This window comes from Bifidobacterium sp. LH_424, from assembly GCF_056356895.1.
The window spans coordinates 199,857-218,984 of sequence record NZ_JBKEVC010000003.1 but is presented as its reverse complement, the minus strand read 5'-3'; the positions used below and the strand labels follow the sequence as shown (position 1 = coordinate 218,984).

Below are 19,128 nucleotides of genomic sequence, written 5' to 3'. Positions count from 1 at the left end.
AGGGCTGGGCCAATAGCATGCACATGGAACGACATGACGAGGAAGAACCAGGAAGATGACGAATAATCCCGCACCCGTGACGGAACCCGGCGAGAAACCGGTTTCGACCCGATCCGACCGCTTCTTCAACCTGCCGGTGACGATTCTCGTCCTCGCGAGCTTCATGCTCGGCATGAGCGAGTTCGTGGTCGTCGGCATCCTGCCCGACATCGCGCAGGGACTCAAGGTGTCCGAGGTGACCGTCGGCAACCTCGTCGCCCTGTTCGCGTTCGTCTACGCGCCGGTCACGCCGCTCGGCTCCGCCATCTCCGCCCGGTTCCCGCGCTTCGCGACCTACCTGACGCTCATGGGCGTCTTCCTCGTCGGCAACCTCCTGTGCGCGCTCGCGCCCAACTACGCCGTCCTGCTGGTCGCCCGCATCATGATTGCGCTCGTCTCCGGCACGCTCGTCGCCATCGCCATGACCTACGCGCCCGACGTCACCACGGACAAATACCGCACCAAGTTCATCGCATGGGTGTTCTCCGGGTTCTCCATCGCCTCCGTCGTCGGCGTGCCGTTCGGCACGTGGGTGGCGAACACGTTCAGCTGGCGCATCACGTTCCTCATCATCACCGCCGCCACCGCGGCGCTCATGGCGATGATGTTCCTCGTCCTGCCGCGCAACTCGCACCCGGTGACCATCGGCTTCCTGCGCCAGTTCCGTCTCTTCTTCGACCACCGTATCTGGGGCGGCGTGCTCACCGTCGTGTGCGGCGCGGCCTCCAGCTACGTGTTCTACACGTATCTGACGCCGATCATGCGCGACGAGATCGGCGTGCCCGAACGCTACGTGAGCATCGGACTCGTCCTCTACGGCGTCGCCTGCCTGTGGAGCAACCTGTACGGCGGCAAGCTCGCCGAGCGCGGCCGCGGCGTCGAACCGCTCGTGCGCACGCGCCCCGTCTTCTGCCTGCACACCGTGCTGCTCGCCACGCTCGCGCTCGCGCCCGTCGTCCCCGTGTACGGCGCGATCCTGCTCGTCGCCCTCGGCATGATGATGTACCTGTTCAACTCGTCGTCGCAGGTGCTGTACATGGACGTCGCCGCCCAGTCGCACCCGGGATCGATGAACCTCGCCGCCTCGCTCAACTCGATGAGCTTCAACATCGGCATCGCCATCGGATCCGCGGTCGGCGGACTCGTCAACGACCATCTGGGACTCACCTGGCTCGGCCCGTTCGGCGCCGTCTTCGCCGCGCTCGCCGTCGTCATCACCACGCTGCTGCGTCGTTATGTGACGGCGGAGGAACCGGCCGAAACCGCCGCAATGTGAGCTTGCCCACAGCGCAAGCTTTTTCCACCGGTTTTTCAGGTTTTTCTAGGCTTTGGGGTCGGTGGCTTCCCTATGATGGCAAGGCAGGGGAATACCACGAATCGTGGTATTTGATATTTCAGCCTATTCATCGATTGCAAAGGGAAACCATATGCGTCGCAAAGCGATCTCGACCATCATCGCCGTCATCGGCATCCTCGCCGCGGCCGCCGACATGATACTGCTGTTCGCCGGCAGGGGGAGCGCCGCCTCCCCGTCGGTGGCCTCGGGCACGCCGCTGGGGTCGGACACGTCCGGCTCCTCGTCCGCCTCCGGCAAGGGAACCTCCGACTCGGCGGCATCGGATGGCGGTTCCGGTTCCGGTGCCGATTCCGATTCCAGCACCGGATCCACCGATGATTCCGATGGCTCCGATGGCACCTCGTCCGATTCGGGCGCGTTCAAGGACGGCGTCTACACGGGCGCGGTCGTCGCCACATCCAAAGGCGACGTGCAGGTGCAGGTGACCGTGGCCGACGGCAAGGTCACGCAGGTCGCCGCCGTCAAATACCCGAGCGACAACCCGCGTTCGCTCGGAATCGCCCAGCAGGCGATCCCGCAGCTGTCCGACGAGGCCGTCAAGGCCCAAAGCGCCGACATCCAGATGGTCTCCGGCGCGACCGAGACCTCCACAGGATTCATCGGCTCGCTGCAGGACGCGCTCGACCAGGCGAAGTGACATGACGTCCACCGCCATCGCCTACCACGCCACGGACGACGGCATGCTGCGCACCGCGGTCTTCCACCTCATGACCATGCCGTTCACGCTGCGTCTGAGGCGCGCCGACGAATCCGTCCTGCGCGGGGCCGCCGAATCATGCCGTGAATTCCTGTCGCACGTGGACCGCACGTTCTCGCCGTTCCGCGACGATTCGCTCACCTCGCGCGCCAATCGCGGCGACTGGAGCGGCCTGCTCGACGACCACGACTTCCACGAGGTCTATGCGCGTGCCGCCATGGCCGCCGACGTCACGCACGGCCATTTCCGTGCGATGCGCGACGGACGCTACGATCCGGTCGGCCTGGTCAAGGGGTGGGCCATCGAACGCGCGTTCACGCGCTTCCTGCGCCCGCTGCTCGACGCCGGACGCGCCGAGGCGGCGGCGCTCGGCGGCGGAGGCGACATGCAGCTGGGCGTCGCCTCCGATAGCGATTACGTCTGGGGCGTCGGCATCGAAGATCCGCGCGACGCCGGCATGCTCGCCGGCACCGTGCGTCTCGCCGACGGGGCGGTCGCGACCAGCGGCACGTCGAAACGCGGCGAACACATCGACCGGACGGCCGACGACCTCATCCAGGCCACCGTCATCGGCACGCATCTGACCGACGCGGACATGTGGGCCACCACCGCCATCGCCGCCGGACGCGAGCGGTTCGCAGATCTCGTCGCCGGGGAATCCGATTCGCTGTTCTCCGCATTGCTCATCGACCGGGACGGGGCCAAGCACACCGTCACGCCGCATCCCGCATCGGCGGCGTGACGACGACCGCGACGCCGCTTCATCCCAACCACAATCACCGCTACCTAGCGAACCCGCATATCGAAAGGACATCGCAACCATGCTGCGACGCATCACCACATCCACCGCCCTCGCCTGGGTGGTGGCGCTGTTCGTCATCCCGCTGCCGTTCCTCGCCGCGCTGAGAGCCGGAATGCCCGCGTTCTTCGCGGACATGTCCGCCGGCATCGGCATCGGCGTCGTCGCGTACGTGTGGATGCTCACCGCCGTCTACCTGGCCGGACGGCCGCGTTGGGTGGACCGCACGGTGGGCCTTCCCCACATGTATATGATCCACGGCGTGCTGAGCCTGTTGGCCATCGCGCTCGCGTTCCTGCACGCCAACCTGCTGCCCGCAGAAGGCCTGACCAAACTGTTCGGAGGCGCCGGCCTCTACCTGTTCATCTTCCTCGCCGTCTACTCGTTGGTGTTCATGGCCGGATGGCTGTCGGCCCGCGTGCGGTGGGTGGCCTCGCTCAAGCGCGCCTTGGAACGGGTGTTCCGTCATGAGTCGAGCGTGTGGATCCACCGTCTCAACCTCGTGGCCGTGGCGCTCATCTTCCTGCACGTGCAGTCCATCGCGTTCGTGCGCGACGATCTGCCGTTCATCATCCTGTTCGATGCCGCCACCGTGGCCGTGTTCGTCTGGTACGTGGTCTCCAAAATCCGCCAGCGCGCCGGTGCCGTCGCCGCCCGTGTGACCGACGTGCGTCAGGTCGCGTCGGGCGTCACCGAGCTCACCCTCGACGTGCCCGCCAAGGACGCCCGATGGGAGCCCGGCGATTTCACGTTCATCCGCTTCCCCGAGACGAAGGGCATGCGTGAATACCATCCGTTCTCGATGATCAACACGGCCGTCGGCGCGCAGACGGGTTCCGGACTGGTGCCCATGCGCTTCGACATCCGCGCCGACGGCGATTTCACGCGCCGCATCGCCACGTTGCCCGTGGGCACGCCGGCGCTCGTGCAGCCGAGCTACGGCCGCTACCGTCGCTTCATCGACGAACATGCGGACGGCGCGCCGTTGGTCATGCTCGGTGGCGGCATCGGCGTGACGCCGCTGCTGTCGCTCATCGAGGCGTATGCGCCGACCGGCAGAAGCGTGACCCTGCTCTACGGCGCGCGCGGCGAACAGGACCTCGTGCATGCGGACGACCTGCGCGCGATGGACCACGACCACGCCAACGTGCACGTCCCCCTGCGCGCCGGCGGCCGTTTCGAGGAGAAGGACGTCGCTGACGCCATGCGTCCGGGCGCGCTCTACCTCATCGCCGGCCCCTACGGGATGCTCAGGGCGTGGCGCGCGTTCCTGCTCAAGCGGGGCGTCAACGCCGACGACATCTACTACGAGCCGTTCGCGATGTGATTGCGATTGAGGCCGGGCATCGGTTCCCGTCGGGCCGGTTCCGTCAGACGGAACCATCAGGCCAGCACGGACAGCGCGGCGAGCGCGGCCAGATAGAGGACGAGCACGGCGGCGAACGCCACGTCGCGTGCGGCGACCCGCATCACGCGCCAGTGCGTGCGGCGGGCGCCCTCCTCATAGCAGCGGGCGTCCAACGCAAGCGAGAGGTTGTCCGCGTGACGCAGCGCGCCGGCGAAGATCGGGACGATGATCGCCGTCATCGCCCTCACCCGCTGCGGGAGCGTCCCCGTCTCGATCGAACCGCCGCGCGCCGCCTGCGCGTCCGCCACGGCCTGCGCCTCCACGGCCAGCGTGGGGATGAACCGCAGGGCGAGGCTCAGCACGAGTGCGATCTCCTGCGTGTGCACGCCGAGCCGGTGCAACGGTGAGAGAAGCGAGGCGAACGCGTCGGTGATCGCGGTGGGGGTGGTCGTCGCGAGGAACACCGCGCCCAGGATGATGACGAGCGCGAAACGGCACGTGTACAGCACGGCCGTGGCCACGCCGTCGTCCGTCACGGGGATGGGACCCAACGTGAACAGCGTGTCGCCGGTGCGCACGAAGAACATGTTGAGCAGCCCCATCACCGTGAACAGGCCGAGGAACATCCTCACCGAGCCGAGCAGCCGTGCGGGCCTGATGCGTGCGGCCGTGGCCACGCCGGCGGTGAACGCCGCGCCGAGCAGTAGCTGCCATGCGTTCCCGATCGCGAACGCGGAGAACATGGCGACGAGGAACGCCACCATCTTGACGCGCGGGTCGAGACGGGCCATGGGGGAGGACTTGGCGGCGGTCCGGGCGCCGGCGCGTGGAACATTCCGTGAAACGTATTGTGAAACGCCTTGTGAAACGTCCTGTGGCGCATCCGCGCCCGCGGGGATGCCGAGAGCGTCGTGCGTCGTACCGGCATCGGACGCCGACAACGCCGCCATATCGACGATGCGGTCGGCCATGCGACGGGCCTCCTGATGGCTGTGGGTGACGACGAGGATGGTCACGCCCTGCGTCTTGAGCTCGTCGACGAGCCGGTAGATGCGTTCGCGCGCGTCCGCGTCAAGACCCGCGGTCGGCTCGTCCATGACCAGCAGCTTCGGCCTGCACGCGATGACGCCGGCGATGGCGGCGAGCCGCTGCTGTCCACCCGACAGATCGAACGGGGAACGGTCGGCGAGACCGTCCAGACGTGCGACCCGCAGCGCCCAATCCACGCGCTCGTCGATCTCGGTCCGCGGCAGCCGCTGATTCGTGGGACCGTACGCCACGTCGTCACGCACCGTATCGGCGAACAGCTGGCGTTCCGGATGCTGCATGACGAGCCCCACCGTGCGGCGCAGCGCGGCGAGGTCGCGCCGTTTCGCCTTCTCGACGTGGATGCCGTCCACGATGATCGAACCGGAATCCGGCTTGGCGAGCGCGCACACGAGCCGCAGCAGCGTCGACTTGCCGGAACCGTTCGCGCCCATCAGCGCCACCGTCTCGCCACGGCGGATCCCAAGCGACACGTCGTCGAGGATCGGCCCGCCGCCGGCGTAGGCGTAGGAGACGTGGGAGACGGACAGCATGATGTCGGTGGCGGGGGAGTGCGTCGCCTGTCGCGGGACCACCCCCACCCGCTTCGCGGGAGCCCCCACCGGCGGGGGCGAAGGACATGCGTCGTCGTCCGCCATCCGACCATGTTCGAGCCGCACGACGCGACCCGCCCGCGCGATCTCGTCCGGATGGTGCGTCACGTGGACGATGGTCGTGCCGGCGGCATGCAGCTCGTCGAGCACGTCCATCACCTCGCGTCGCGCCAACGGGTCGAGCATGGCGGTCGGCTCGTCGAGCACGAGCAGGCGTGGGCGCATGGCGAGCATGCCTGCGATGGCGGCGCGCTGCTGCTGGCCGCCGCTCATGCGGATCGGGTTCGCGCGGCGCATGTCGTCCAGTCGCACGGCGTGCAATGATTCGGCGATGCGCTCGCCGATGCCGCCGCGCCCGTTGCCGTCGTCGCCGTCGCGCGGTATGCCGAGATTCTCCGGTCCGAACGCCACATCGTCCTCGAGCACGGTGGTGACGAGCTGGTCCTCCGGATTCTGGAACACGGCGCCGATGCCCCGACGGGCCGCACGATAGGCGTCCGCGTCTGGACCGGCGTCGGAGAAGACGGTATGGCCGAGCAGGATCACGGCGCCTGCATCAGGCGCGGCGAGACCGGCGACGAGACGGGCGAGCGTCGATTTGCCCGATCCGTTCGCGCCGGTGAGCGCGACATAGTCGCCTTCCCGTACGGTCAGGGAGGCGTCGTCGAGCGCCCAGGTGGCGCCGCCGTCGTAGCTGAAGCGGATGTGGTCGAGTTCGGCGAGGTTCACGGTCGTCGGTTACTTGTCGAGCAGCTTGGTGATCGGCTTGTAGATGAGGAACGTGACGACCGCATGGATCGCGAACTTGAGCACGTTGAACGGCAGCAGGATCGGCACGATCATGGCGGCGACCTGCGCGACGGTCATGTGCGCGTAGATCGGCGTGATGACGAGGTTGCCGAGGATGGCCGCGGCGAGCGCGACGACCGCGCCCACGACGATGCCGATGAGCGCGCCCTTGCGCGTGCGGTCGCGACGGTAGATGACGGACGCGGGCAGCGACAGCGCGAGCGCGACGAGAATCGCCATGAGCGCGCCCCACGGGTCGGTGAACGCGTGCGGCAGGAAGCCGAGCACGGAGACGATGGCCGCGGCGGCCGGACCGAACGCGAAACCGGCGATGAGGCTCACGATGCCGGACGGATCGTACTTCAGATACGGGGCCGCCGGGAAGATCGGCAGTTCGATGAAGCTGGTGACGATCGCCAACGCGACGAACAGCGCGTAGACGGCGATGCGGCGGGTGGACCAGCGGCCGGAATCCGCGACGCCCGTGGCGTGCGTGCCGGTGGCGTGGTCGACCGTCTTGGACTGGAAATGATTATCAGAAGATACGCTCATGCCGAGCTCTCCGTTTCTCCCATCCGGACTATGACCGTTGGCTCCGGATTCGCACCGGATCGGCCGCTTTCGCGGTTCGCGGGCTTCCCGACGCCTCCCGTTGTGAATCCCGGGGGCCGGGTTACCGCCAGTAAGGAATCGCACCTTCCCTGAAACTGACAAGACACTGTATACGCGTGACCGTGGATTTCGCGCAAATCCCGTTTCACTGTGCGGAAAACCCGTCGCATACGAAACGGCCCTCCGCATGACGCGCGTGTCGATGCGGAGGGCCATTGATACGGTCGTTCGGCGGTGATTCCGGGCGGGAGCCTACTTGTGCAGGAACAGGCCGCCGTCGCCCCACGCCCACCGGCCCTGGCCGGCGCCGATCTGGAAGTGCAGCTTCGCGATGCCCAGATCGTTGAGCGCCCAATGCTCGTCGCCCGCGGCCGGATCGATGTGCGCGGCAGCCGTATCATCGTCGGCATTGTAGGTGAACGTGACCGGCTGGCGGTTCATCGCGCTCGGCGCCTTCATCGCCGCCTCGACGCCCGCCTTGAACCAGGCCGGCGCCGTCTCGCGCGCCTCGGCGGACATGCCGGCGGTGAACTCGTCGAACGACTTCGTGGGACGATGCGTACGCTGGAACTCGACGAGCTCCTCATACGACTTCGCCATGCGCTCCACGTGATGCTCCGGGTGGCCGATCACCACGGCGAGGTACAGCTCCTCACCGTTGCGGATATGGCAATGCCTCGCCGCCTCCGCACGGTCCCAGCTGCCCGCCACCCACAGGGTGCCCAGGCCCCTCAAGGTCGCGGCGAGCACGGCGCGCTCCGCGTAGAAGCCGGCGCGCTCCTTGGCCTCGGCGTCGTTCTTCGGGCCGACGACGGCCAGATAGTTCGCCGCGTTCCTGAGATGTCCGGAGGCGTTCGCCTCCGCGAACACCTCCGGGTGGTTGCGCACCAGCTGGAGATGCAGGTCTCCGAGGAGATTCAACGGCGCGAGGGTCATGTCGAGCTGACGGGCCGTGTCGTCGTCGATCGGTTCGTCGTCGTAGGAGCGGATGGCGGTGCGGATGTTCACCGCATCGATCAGTTGCGTGTGTTCTGCCATGCCTCCCATTATGTCACCGCATTATGGCACCGCACGATGCGGCGACGGTGCAAACGTATGCGCGACATGCGGGCGTTCGTCCGCTGTTTGGGATGCGAGGGCGGTACGATGCAGGTAACGGTTAGGAAATCCAATACAAGGAGGAGAATCGACGATGATTGAAACCGCGCAGGCGTTCGGCATCGATATCGGCGGCTCCGGCATCAAGGCCGCGCCCGTCAACCTGGAGAAGGGCGAATTCGCCGAACCCCGACTCAAGATCCTCACCCCCGAGGTGTCCACTCCGGACGCGGTCGCCAAGATCGTGCGCCAGCAGCTCGACCACTTCGAAGTGCCCGAATCCGCTCCGGTCGGCATCGCGTTCCCGGCGCCGATCAAGCCGGGCAAGCCGCTCGACTTCATGGCCAACCTCGACCAGTCGTGGGTCGGCGTCGACGTGACCGCCGTGTTCTCGGAGGCCGCCGGCCGCCCCGTCACCGTCGTCAACGATGCGGACGCCGCGGGCCTCGCCGAACAGCAGTTCGGCGCCGCCAAGGGCAAGGACGGCCTCGTCATCGCCACGACGCTCGGTACCGGCATCGGCACCGCGCTCATCATCGACGGCGTGCTCGTGCCCAACACCGAACTCGGCCACCTCATCCTCTCCGACAAGCACCCGGACGCGGAGAAGTACGCGGCCAGCTCCATCCGCGAGCAGGAGGACCTCGGCTACAAGAAGTGGGCGAAGCGCCTCACCAAGTACTACGGTCTGCTGGAGAAGTACTTCAACCCGGATCTGTTCGTCGTCGGCGGCGGCGTGAGCCGCAAGGCGGACAAGTTCCTGCCGTTCATCGAGATCAAGACCCCGATCGTGCCCGCAGCGCTGCGCAACGAGGCCGGCATCGTCGGCGCCGCTTACTACGCGAGCACCAAGCAGGACTGAGTCCGATCGCCGTCTTCCGAAGACGGCATGGGGCCGCCCGGATCCGTTCCGGGCGGCCCTTCGTCGTCCGCGCTACAGTGGAGGCATGACCGTTCGATTCTCCTCCCGCGTGGACATCTCCGCGCCCAACCCGATCGCCGCCGCCGAAGCCGAGGCGCGCGCGCAGGGCGTGACGCTCGGCAAGCTCAACGATTCCAACCCGACCAGGCACGGGCTCGCCCCGGCCGAGGTACCGGGGGAGTATACGGCGGAGCCGCGCGGGCCGCGTGCGGCGAGGGAGTCGCTGGCCCGCTTCCTCGGGGGCGTCGACCCGGATTCGCTGTACCTGCTGAGCTCCACGTCGCAGGCGTATTCGTGGCTCATCAAACTGCTGTGCGACGCCGGTGACGCGGTGCTCGCCCCGAAGCCCGGTTATCCGCTCATCGAATCGATCGCGCGTCTCGAATGCGTCGACACGATCGAATACCAACTCCAGTTCGACGGCTCCTGGTACATCGACACCGCCGCCATCGAGGAGCTGCTCTACTCGCAGGAGGGCGACCGCATCCGCGCGCTCGTCCTCATCAACCCGAACAATCCGACCGGCTCCTACGTGAAACCGGAAGAGCGCGCCACGCTCGTGCGCCTGTGCCAGGAACGCGGCATCGCCATCATCGCCGACGAGGTGTTCTACGACTATGCGTTGGAGCCGTTCGACGGCAACGCACGGCTCGCGGGGGAGACCGGCGCGCTCACGTTCGCGCTCGACGGCTTCTCCAAGATGCTTGCCGCGCCGCACGCCAAAGTCGGCTGGATCCGCGTCTCCGGGCCGGAGGACGACGTGCGCGAGGCGCAGCGCCGACTCGACGTCATCGCCGACGACTATCTGCCGATGAGCGACATCATCGCCGACCGGCTGCCCGAACTGCTGTCGGTCGCGCCGCACCAGACGGCGCGCGTGCGCGACCGCGTGCGCGCCAACCTCGCCACCCTGCACGCGCTGCTCGCACGCGACGCGCACGGGCTCGTCGACGTGCTGCGCGCGGAGGGCGGCTGGAACGTGCTGTTGCGCGTACCGGCCGTCATCGACGAGAACGAGCTCGTGCTCAGACTCATCGGGACCAGGCGTCTCACCGGACAACCCGGCTACTTCTTCGACATGACAACGAACGGCTATCTCGCGCTGTCGCTGCTGCCCGAGGCGGACGAGTTCCGCGCGAACGTGACGGCCGTGCTCGACACGGTCGCCGCGATGCTCGACCTCGGCTGACGGCGAACGTGACGGCGGCGACGGCTATCCCGATGACGGCGACCCGATGGCGGCGACCCGATGGCGGCGGGCCGATGGCGGCGGGCCGGCCTTACGCCGCCGACTTCGCCGCCTCGTAGCGTTTGCGAATCAGATCCATGTAGAAGGCGACGGCGTCGGCCGGGGAGCCGTCGAAGACCACGTGCTGCGCGTCGAGCACGAGCGTGCGGTCGATCGCGTATTCGGGGCGGACGATCATGTCCGTGTCATGCGTGGCGACGATCACCTGCTTGTCGTAGGTGAACAGCGCCTCGGCCACATGGCGCGTGCCGATCTCGTCCAACCCCTTCGACGGCTCGTCCGCGACGATCGCCGCCGGGTCGAACGCGAGCGCCGCCGCGATGGCGAGCAGATGGCGCTTCTCCGAATCGAGTTCCGCCGCCTTCGCCTTGCGCAGGCGCTGCAGGCCGAAATGCGCGAACAGGTTGCCGATGCGCGCCGCGCGCTCCGCGTCCGCGATCTTGTGCTTCTTCAACGATTCGTCCACCGCCTGCGTGATGTCCTGCGCACGGTAGAACACGTTCGGGATCTCCTCGCGGCGTACCTTGCCGACCCATTCGTCGACAGTCCTGAGATCCTTCTTCGACGAGGTGCCGAGCGCGGCGGCGGCCGGGTCGGTCCGGTCGCCGGAGATCGTGACCGTGCCGGCGGACGGCTTGAGCGAGCCGTCAAGCAGGCCGAGCAGCGTGGATTTGCCGGAGCCGTTGAGACCGATGATCGCGACGCGCTTCTCCGTGATCGTCAGGTCCGTGGGGTTGAGGCCCGTGTGGCCGTCATCGTAGACGTGACCGGCGCCGGAGAGCGTGAAGGTGAGCGACGCCGGCTTCGCGGCGGGTTTGCGGGAAAAGAAAAAGCCCATGCCGCCTACTGTAGTAAGTGGCATGGGCCGATGCGCCTTGAGGGGCCGCGCGGTGCACCCCTCAGTCCGCTGCGCGGACAGCTCCCCCTAAAAGGGGGAGCATCCCACTGTTGCGCCCCCTTCAGGGGGAGCTGGCGGCCGGAGGCCGACTGAGGGGGCCGGAGCTGGGGTGGATCGGGCCGTCAGGCGAAGTAGAAGCCCTTGAAATCGTAGTGGTAGACGCGGTAGATGTAGCCGGTGGACAGGGCCATCTTGTACTGCGCCTGCAGGTTGCCGGCGTCGTCGTACACGCCGAACACGCCCTGCATGCCCGTGTCCACCAGGTTGATGGAATCGGTGATCTCCTGCGAGGAGCTCACGTACGGGGAGTACGGCACGTCGAACGACTGCACCTCGGTGTACATGCCGGCCTTCTCGTCCACTAGGTACTTGCGGAACTGGGAGCGGGAGTCCGGGTCCTTCGAGCTCTGCGCGGTGGAGATGCCCTTGATCGTCGTCCAGTCGAAGTCAGGTCGGGTCATCGCGTAGCCGAAGTTGTTGTCGAACATGTAGATGTAGTACTGGCCGTCGGGCAGCGACGGGTCCTCCTCGTAGGTGATCGAGTGCTGGCCGCCCGTGTCGCCGAAGTCGCCCACCTTGGTGAGGAACGACTTCTTGTAGGAGGTGCCGTCCCACACGGTCGGCTCGCCGATCATCCAGTCGAGCTTCGGCGTGCCCTCCACGTCGTCCACCTTGATGATGGTGGAGGTCTCGCGCGCGGAGAACAGCGCGGAGCCGTCGGGCAGCAGCTGGATTGTGTTGAAATGGATCCAGTCCCAGCGGTTCGTGGCGGTCGGGTCGGATTCGTCGATGCCGGAATGGTCGGTGGACGCCTTGTAGTCGGGGAACATGTCGCCGAAGTCGATGAGCTGGGTCACCTTGCCGGTCGTCGTGTCCACCTTGATGACCTGGTCCTGGACCGCGTGGTCGGAACGGGTCAGGTCGGTGGCGAGGGACACGATGTTGCCGTCCGAGTCGAGCGCGTAGTCGTGGTGGAGGATGAACCGGTCGCCCAGGTCGATGATCTTCTCCAGCTTGCCGAGACGGTTCATGCCGACGAAGTGCTTCGTCGAGGCGGAGAACCACATGAGGCCATTGTCGTCGAACAGGAGACGGTGCGAACGGTAGTAGAGCACCGGCACCTCGCCGCGCAGCACGCCGTTCACGTCGTAGTAGTACATGAAGTCCTGGTCGTTGGAGTCGTTGCCGAGGATCGCGTACAGGCCGTTGCCGAGCGCCTGCGTGGCCTCGCTCGTCGGCTCGACCGGCTGTTCGAGACGCACCTCCTCCTCGCCGAGGATCTTCGCGCCCTTGTGCGTGATCTGCTTGGTGGCGACGGTCGTGCCGGACGAGTCCTTCAACGTGAGCGTGATCGTGTTCTTCACGTTCGGGATGAGACCGAGCACGAGGAACTCGTGCGTCGTCGCGTAGTCGTCGCCCTGTTCGGCGGTGGCGGAGAAGTCCGGGTAGCCGGCCGCGCTCACCGTGTAGGAGACGCTGGTCTTCTGGTCCGTCGTGAAGTAGACGTACAGGGACGTGGTGTTCGTGCCGTACGGGTTCTCCTCGACGAACGGGTCGTCGAGCGTGGCGGCCGACTTGTCGCGCGCCGCGGCGAGGTTCTCGTCGGCCATCTTCTGGTAGTCGGCGGTGTAGATGTTCTCGATGCGCGCGTTGAGTCGTTCGACGCGATGCTCCTTGATCGCCGCGTCGACGTTGTCCTGCGTGACGAGGCACAGGCCGCATGCGACGGCGAGTGTGACGGCTGCCGCCACGATCTTCAATACGAGATTGCTGTTTGCTGTTCGCTTCATTGTGATGATTCCGGCTTTCTGGCTGCGGACGCTATTGCACACTGACCCACTCAGTATTATGCCCGCGCCCTTGGAATTCTTGGGGTTCCACTGGGATTTGCCTGAAAGCCGGAGTCCGGCCCCGCCTCCGATGGACGGGGAGGGGGAGAGCTCGTCAGAGCGTGAACCAGGTCATCACGTCATGGAAGAGGCCCGGACTCGTGCCGATCATCTGATCCTGCCTGCCGGGCGTGAACAGGCACAGCACGTTGACCAGCACCGTGGCCGCGAGCACGATGAGGACGACGACCCGCACGATCCTCGTCCCGGTGGAGGCCGGCGCGGAGCCGTCGCCGGCACCGTTCACCGCCCGCAGCAGGCCGGGCAACGCCGCCAACGCGAACAGCCATCCGAAATCGCCCATATAGCGCCATCCCAGGCCGGCGCTCGACGCGTCGAACACGGTGATGAACAGGGCGAGCGCCGCCGCGGTCGCCATCACCGGCATGAGGGGGGAGAGGTGGGGGCACCGCATGAGGAACGGCAGCGCGAACACGGCGAGCAGCAGCGGGCACAGCACGAACAGGCCGCCGACCATCGGCTCCGCGAACGCCCATTCGCCGAGCGGCGCGGGGGAGAGCGCCACGAACGGGAAATCACGCACGATCCTGAGCGGCAGGGCCAGATAGTAGCCGACCATCGCGGGGATATCGGCGATCGGCTGCCGGAACGTCGTCATGTCCGTCACCGTGAACTGGTAGTCGTTGCCGAATTCGAGGAACGAACCGAAACGGGCGTGGTTGTAGGCGGCGAGCGGCAGCAACGGGACCGCCGCCGCGGCGAGCACCACGAGCGGGGCGCGCAGCGCGTGCCTCACGCGCACGCGGCGCGCTTTGAGATTCGCGGCCATCGCGCGGATCTGCGGCCAGAACAGGGGGAAGCCGAGCATCGCGGCCAGACAGAACGTGGGGCGGCAGCCGAAGTTCACGGCGATGAGACACGCGCCGAGCCCCAACCGGGGCAGCGACAGCTCCGGCGCGCCGTCCATGCGCCACCGGTCGGCGGGATTCAACGGACGTTTCACGGTCGAAGCGCCCACCCACAGCCACAATCCCGCGGCGGTGAACGCGAGTGAGGCCGCGAACGGCACCGAATAGAAGTTCGTACGGTAGGCGAGATACGGGAAGTCGGCGGCCAACGGCACGAACAGCAGCATCATCGACGTGGCCGCGAGCGACGTGCGCGGCGCGAGACGGGCGATCAGACGGATCGTGAGCAGCCAGACGAACACCAGCGCGACGAACATGAGCAGGTGGACGGCCGCCGCGCTTGACAGCATGCGGCCGGTCAGCGCACGGTAGGGGGCGAACAGGACCGCCGCCGGAACCACGCCGAAATACGAATACCAGTGGCCGTCGTAATACGCGTAATCCCAATAGATCGGACTGACGCCCCCGGCGAGCAGACGCGAACGCGTCGCCACGTCGTACGGGTCCGGGGCGGCGGCGAGCGCCTCCGGCACGATGAGATCGAGCGAGACATGGCCGTTAAGGAGCGCGTCGGCGAGATGGCCGTACTGGTCGATGTCGTACGTGTAGCCGCCGGGCTGGTGGAACGACAACGGCGTCGCGTAACGCATCTGCCAGATCACGTTCACGGCGGTGCATACGGCGAACGGGGCGACCAGACCGGCGAACGCGAGACGCTGCGCGCGGCTCGACGGGTCGAGCGCGATCCGCCACAGCCGTGAGCCGGGACGCCACAGCGCGACCGCCAGCAGCGCGGCCAGCATGAGCGCCACACGCGCGGGGCTGAACGAGAACGGGATGCGCACGTTCGCGCGGATCGCCTCGATCGGGATGACCGAGCCCTTCGCCTCCTGGACCCATACGCGCATCACGCCGGAGCCGGGCGCCTTGAGGAACAGCGAACGCGGCGAGGCGGGCGACACCGACACCGACCGCGTCGCCGTCGCGTCGCCGTTTTCGGCGTCGTCGCCCGCGGACGAACCCGAGACGAACGAGGCGCGCAGATGGATGACGCGAAGCGCGTCCTGCTTCGGCTCCAACGCGTCCACGCGCGCATAGTCCGACGAGCCGTCCGCCTTCACCTCGAGCCAGGCCGCCGTCGGATCGGTGACGCGCAGGAGCCCCGTGTCCGTGCGTTCGAGCCCCGGTCCCATCGTGTTCTCGTAGGAGGCGGAATCGGTGCTCGCCCCGAGCGTGCGCCAGAACGGCAGATTGAACCCCACGCATTCGACGGCGAGCACGACGAGTACGGCGGCGATCACGGCGACGGCCGCGCGGCGGCGCGAACCCTTGGCGAACGGATGGGGAAGATGAGGCACGCGACCATTCTATAGGCAGTTATTCTCAGGGCTTCACGACCGGCTCCATGTCGGGTTGCGTTGGAACAATGTGAGGCATGTCAGTACGCAAGTCACACCACCACGAAAGCCCCTCGGAACCATGGAAGGCCGCGATGGGGCGGGTACGTGGGCTTGCCAGGCGCCTGACGCGTTCGGGCCGGGGGATGCTCGAATCCGCGGACCCGTTCGGCGCGACCATCGACAAGGCGGCGCAGGAGGCGGCCGCCGCGGGATTCCTGCGTGAATCGTCCGGGACCCGCACCGAAATGGACGTGGCGCAGGAGCTCGCCAGCCATTCGCGCCGTCTCGGCCCGCTCGTCAAACGTCGCCAACTCGACTTCGACGACGTGCCCGGCCGGCTCACGCTCGGCTGGGCGCAGCTGCCGTCGAAGGGCGGCCTCGGCGGCAACGGCGCGGGCGCGGGCTTCTCGCTCGGCGTGTTCGCCGACCGCGACCACTTCTCGCAGATCGCCTACGCGGACGGCAAGGGACGCGTGTACGTCGGCACCGAGATCGGCATGGACGTCCAGGGCATGGAGCCGCGGTTCATGCTCACCCGCGAACCGCGGCGCGACCGGGTCGGCGGCGGCATCGTCGGCCGCGACGACACGGGACGTCTGACCTGGCTCGCCTCATGGCGGCGCGACGGCCGGGACGGCACCTACACGCTCGAGCAGATGCGCTACCCGCTGCGCCGCGACATGCGCGAAGGCCTCGAATTCCGCGACGCCGTCGCCATCGCGTTCTTCGCCGCCTACATGCTGCCCCAGATGCGCGGCATGCTCGTCGGCTTCGGCGCGGGCAACATCTTCCGCCGGCTCAACCGCGAGGCGCCGATGGGCGCGATCCGCCGGTCCGTGCGCGACATGCTCGAAGTGCGCGCGCACGGCATGCGCGTCTCCGGTCTCGAGGACCATTTCGCCGAACTCATGCACGAGGCCGGCGCGCTCGACGAGGCGCCCGGACTCGAGGCCGTGCACGGCGCGGAACCGCTGCACCTGTACACGTCCAGCTACTCCGGCTCCTACTTCTTCACCTGGGATTCGTCCCTGTCACTCGCGCCGGCGCTGCGCGCGCTCGCCATCGAAGGCAATCTCAACCGGTTCGCCTCGGTGAGCGCGTGGCTGGAACGCAACGCGCGCCTCGGCCTGGAACCCACCGAGGAGACGGTGACGCGCGCCCAGGCGGCCACCATCGACCTGAAACTGCTCGACGATCCGGCGCTGATCGCGCTCGGCACTGACGACGCCGACGGCGACGACGACACGGCGGCCGGCGCGCGCAACGCGGTCGACGGCGCGGCCGCGGGACGCGACGCGCGGATGGACCGCGAAGCCGACCACAACGCGATGACCTCGCTGGTGCGCGAGGCGCACCGCATCGCCCGCCACATCGGCGAGCAGGCGGGCGAACACGGCGACACCGGATCGGAATGGGTGTACCGGCAGAGCATGGCGCTGCTCGTGCGCCGCCTGCGCCTGCCCTACCGCTTCGACGTGGAGATCCGCTCGAATCTCGCGGCCGGACAGGTGGCGGTCGGATTCACCACGGCGGGCGTGTCGATGATGCCCGCCACCCGCTACGACGAGGCCGACCACCGCTGGGTGTCGCTGAGCGAGAGCGAACGCGCCGAGATGAGCGCCGCCTACAACCTGCGCGTCGGCCTGATCATGGCGGCGATGAGCTTCGCCGCGAGCGACAAGGTGCGCGAGGTGTCGCTGCACGTCGACTCGCTCGGACTGGAGGAGGCCGTCTCCGAACAGGATTCCGCCATCGAGGCGATGATGAGCGAGGCGCTGGGGGCGTTCGAACGCATGCACACCGGCGGCATGGGCGCGGTGCGCGGCAAGGCCGAGCCGAAGGACGGCGACTTCCACGGCGATCCGACGCACACGCCGGTGCATCCGGTCTCCGACGCGGCGCAGCCGGGCGCGGACGCCCAGGCGCCGTCCGGCGACGCGGGGGAGGAGACGGACGGCGACGACAGCATCGAACGCCGGTTCGAGGACCTCATGCAGGGCGTCGACATCGACGAGACCGCGTTCGCGATGCCCGGCGACGGCCGGGACGACGGCCGGAACGGCGACGCGTTCGGCATCGCCGCGATGCCCGGCGACGCCGGCGACGCGGCTGACGCGGCTGACGCGGAAGGCGCCGACATCGCGGGTGACGATGCGGATGCGGACGACGACGGCGATCCGATGAGCGTGCTCAAGCGCAATCCGACCGTGCGCAACCTCGCCACCGTCACGTTCACGCGCGACGCGTTCCTCGCCCGCATCGGCGAGGACGCGCTCGACCATCCGATGGACACGTACCGCATGTTCGACGCGGTGATGGACGTGGACGGCGACGGCGCGCTCAAACCCGTCGACGCCGGCTTCGACCTGCGCGACCAGCGGTTCGCGCCCGCCGGCGCGCAGGAACAGCCCGAATCCTCCGAACACCGGTTCACACCCGCCGCGGCGCGCGTGCTCGGCACGCCGGACGCGGTCGGACTGTCGATCCAACGCGTCGACCTCCTGCAGCGCGCCGAATCCGACTTCCACAGTCTCGCCTCCGACGAGACGACGCCCTCCGTCGCGAAGGCGAAGGAGGCGATGCGCATCGTCGACATGATCGGCGACCCGGAGCTTTCCGAACAGGCGCCGAACATCACCAGCGCGCTCATCGACGGGCGCGACACGCCTCCCGTCACGATGGCCATGGCCGACGAGCTCGACCGGGAACGGCTCAAGGCGCGCGATCTGCTGTTCGGCGGACAGGTGGACCAGGCGTTCGAGACCGCGGAATCGGCGATCGGCCGGCTCGACGCGCTCTACGCGAAGGGCGACGGCGTGCCCCGCTACTTCAACTCGTACGCGGAGCGCGTGATCTATAACCGGCTGTTCGCCACGCCGGGGGAGCGCACCGTGCTCATCCCCGACAACCTGTTCTACGCGCACATGGAGCTCGCCGACGTGCTCGCCCAGATCAAGGGCGCGCGTGCGTCGCTCAAACATCTCAACATGATGGTCTCCTACGCGCCCGCCTACCCGCTCACGCATCTGAAGCTCGCCGTGCAGCTGGCGCGCAGCGAGGATTGGGATTCGGCGCGCGCCGCATGCCTCAACGCGCTCAACGTGGCGCTCGACCGCGACGACGCCGCGTTCGCCTACTACCGTCTCGCCTACGCGGAATGGATGCAGGACCGCTTCGACACGGCCGTGGCCGCCTACCTGATGAGCGACCACATCGCACCCGGTCAGATCGGCTCTCTGGAAAGCGAACTGCAGGAGCTTGTCGCCCGCGCCGACTCGCAGTGCATCCGCGTGCCGGAAAGCGTGGAGGACGCGGCGCGCGTGCTCGCCGACCACGATCTGCCCGTCTGGCCGCACACCGAGGTGGCCGGCATCGTGCGCGACGCGGCGCGCATCACCGTGGACGAGGGCCTGTTCGTGCCCGCGCGCACGTTGTCCGTCGCCGCCGCCCGCATGAACGACGACGAGAACAACGGCATCGACGTGGTGCAGGCCCAGTTCATCCGTTCGCTCAACAACTGAG

At 67.7% G+C, this 19,128-nt stretch carries 13 protein-coding genes and 1 riboswitch; of the genes, 7 read left to right on the top strand and 6 right to left on the bottom strand.

The window, feature by feature from the left end; genetic code table 11:
- Window positions 1-55 precede the first annotated feature (55 nt).
- The 4 genes from AC1AYP_RS04960 to AC1AYP_RS04945 all read left to right on the top strand — a co-directional run bounded on the left by AC1AYP_RS04960 (window position 56) and on the right by AC1AYP_RS04945 (window position 4,219).
- A complete protein-coding gene (locus AC1AYP_RS04960) occupies window positions 56-1,315 on the top strand; it encodes an MFS transporter (protein WP_476502054.1) in 1,260 nt (419 codons plus the stop codon).
- Between the two features lie 151 nt (window positions 1,316-1,466).
- Window positions 1,467-2,033 carry an FMN-binding protein gene (locus tag AC1AYP_RS04955; RefSeq protein ID WP_476547002.1) on the top strand — a complete coding sequence of 189 codons (567 nt, stop codon included), beginning with the start codon at window positions 1,467-1,469 and terminating at the stop codon, window positions 2,031-2,033.
- Between the two features lies 1 nt (window position 2,034).
- Window positions 2,035-2,835, top strand: coding sequence for an FAD:protein FMN transferase (locus AC1AYP_RS04950; RefSeq protein ID WP_476547000.1), 801 nt, complete (start codon window positions 2,035-2,037; stop codon window positions 2,833-2,835).
- A 79-nt stretch (window positions 2,836-2,914) separates the two neighbouring features.
- The gene (locus tag AC1AYP_RS04945; protein WP_476546999.1) at window positions 2,915-4,219 is read left to right on the top strand and encodes a ferric reductase-like transmembrane domain-containing protein; all 1,305 of its coding nucleotides are present in this window, start codon (window positions 2,915-2,917) and stop codon (window positions 4,217-4,219) included.
- A 56-nt stretch (window positions 4,220-4,275) separates the two neighbouring features.
- On the opposite strand, the gene AC1AYP_RS04940 is transcribed toward AC1AYP_RS04945, so the two are convergent.
- From AC1AYP_RS04940 to AC1AYP_RS04930, 3 genes are all read right to left on the bottom strand, one after another.
- The gene (locus AC1AYP_RS04940; protein ID WP_476546997.1) at window positions 4,276-6,609 is read right to left on the bottom strand and encodes an energy-coupling factor transporter ATPase; all 2,334 of its coding nucleotides are present in this window, start codon (window positions 6,607-6,609) and stop codon (window positions 4,276-4,278) included.
- Window positions 6,610-6,618: 9 nt separating this feature from the next.
- Entirely contained in the window at window positions 6,619-7,221 is a 603-nt protein-coding gene (locus AC1AYP_RS04935; protein ID WP_476546996.1) for an ECF transporter S component, read from the bottom strand.
- Window positions 7,222-7,228: 7 nt separating this feature from the next.
- A riboswitch (FMN riboswitch) is annotated at window positions 7,229-7,382 on the bottom strand.
- A 151-nt stretch (window positions 7,383-7,533) separates the two neighbouring features.
- Window positions 7,534-8,319: a nitroreductase family protein gene (locus AC1AYP_RS04930; protein WP_476546995.1), complete on the bottom strand. Its 786-nt coding sequence runs from the start codon at window positions 8,317-8,319 to the stop codon at window positions 7,534-7,536.
- 154 nt (window positions 8,320-8,473) lie between these two features.
- Here AC1AYP_RS04930 and ppgK point away from each other — a divergent pair, with 154 nt between their 5' ends.
- Complete coding sequence (gene ppgK, locus AC1AYP_RS04925; protein ID WP_476546993.1) at window positions 8,474-9,241, top strand: polyphosphate--glucose phosphotransferase; 768 nt, start codon at window positions 8,474-8,476, stop codon at window positions 9,239-9,241.
- Between the two features lie 85 nt (window positions 9,242-9,326).
- Window positions 9,327-10,490, top strand: coding sequence for a pyridoxal phosphate-dependent aminotransferase (locus AC1AYP_RS04920; RefSeq protein WP_476546992.1), 1,164 nt, complete (start codon window positions 9,327-9,329; stop codon window positions 10,488-10,490).
- Between the two features lie 91 nt (window positions 10,491-10,581).
- Here AC1AYP_RS04920 and AC1AYP_RS04915 read toward each other — a convergent pair whose 3' ends face one another.
- The 3 genes from AC1AYP_RS04915 to AC1AYP_RS04905 all read right to left on the bottom strand — a co-directional run bounded on the left by AC1AYP_RS04915 (window position 10,582) and on the right by AC1AYP_RS04905 (window position 15,564).
- Window positions 10,582-11,388, bottom strand: a complete 807-nt coding sequence (locus tag AC1AYP_RS04915) for an ATP-binding cassette domain-containing protein (protein ID WP_476546990.1) — start codon at window positions 11,386-11,388, stop codon at window positions 10,582-10,584.
- A 182-nt stretch (window positions 11,389-11,570) separates the two neighbouring features.
- On the bottom strand, window positions 11,571-13,238 hold the full coding sequence (locus AC1AYP_RS04910) for an aryl-sulfate sulfotransferase (protein ID WP_476546988.1): 1,668 nt from the start codon (window positions 13,236-13,238) through the stop codon (window positions 11,571-11,573).
- Window positions 13,239-13,392: 154 nt separating this feature from the next.
- The gene (locus tag AC1AYP_RS04905) at window positions 13,393-15,564 is read right to left on the bottom strand and encodes a hypothetical protein (RefSeq protein ID WP_476546986.1); all 2,172 of its coding nucleotides are present in this window, start codon (window positions 15,562-15,564) and stop codon (window positions 13,393-13,395) included.
- Between the two features lie 134 nt (window positions 15,565-15,698).
- On the opposite strand from AC1AYP_RS04905, the gene AC1AYP_RS04900 reads away from it, so the two are divergent.
- Window positions 15,699-19,127 carry a tetratricopeptide repeat protein gene (locus AC1AYP_RS04900; RefSeq protein ID WP_476546985.1) on the top strand — a complete coding sequence of 1,143 codons (3,429 nt, stop codon included), beginning with the start codon at window positions 15,699-15,701 and terminating at the stop codon, window positions 19,125-19,127.
- The last annotated feature ends 1 nt before the right edge of the window (window position 19,128 follow it).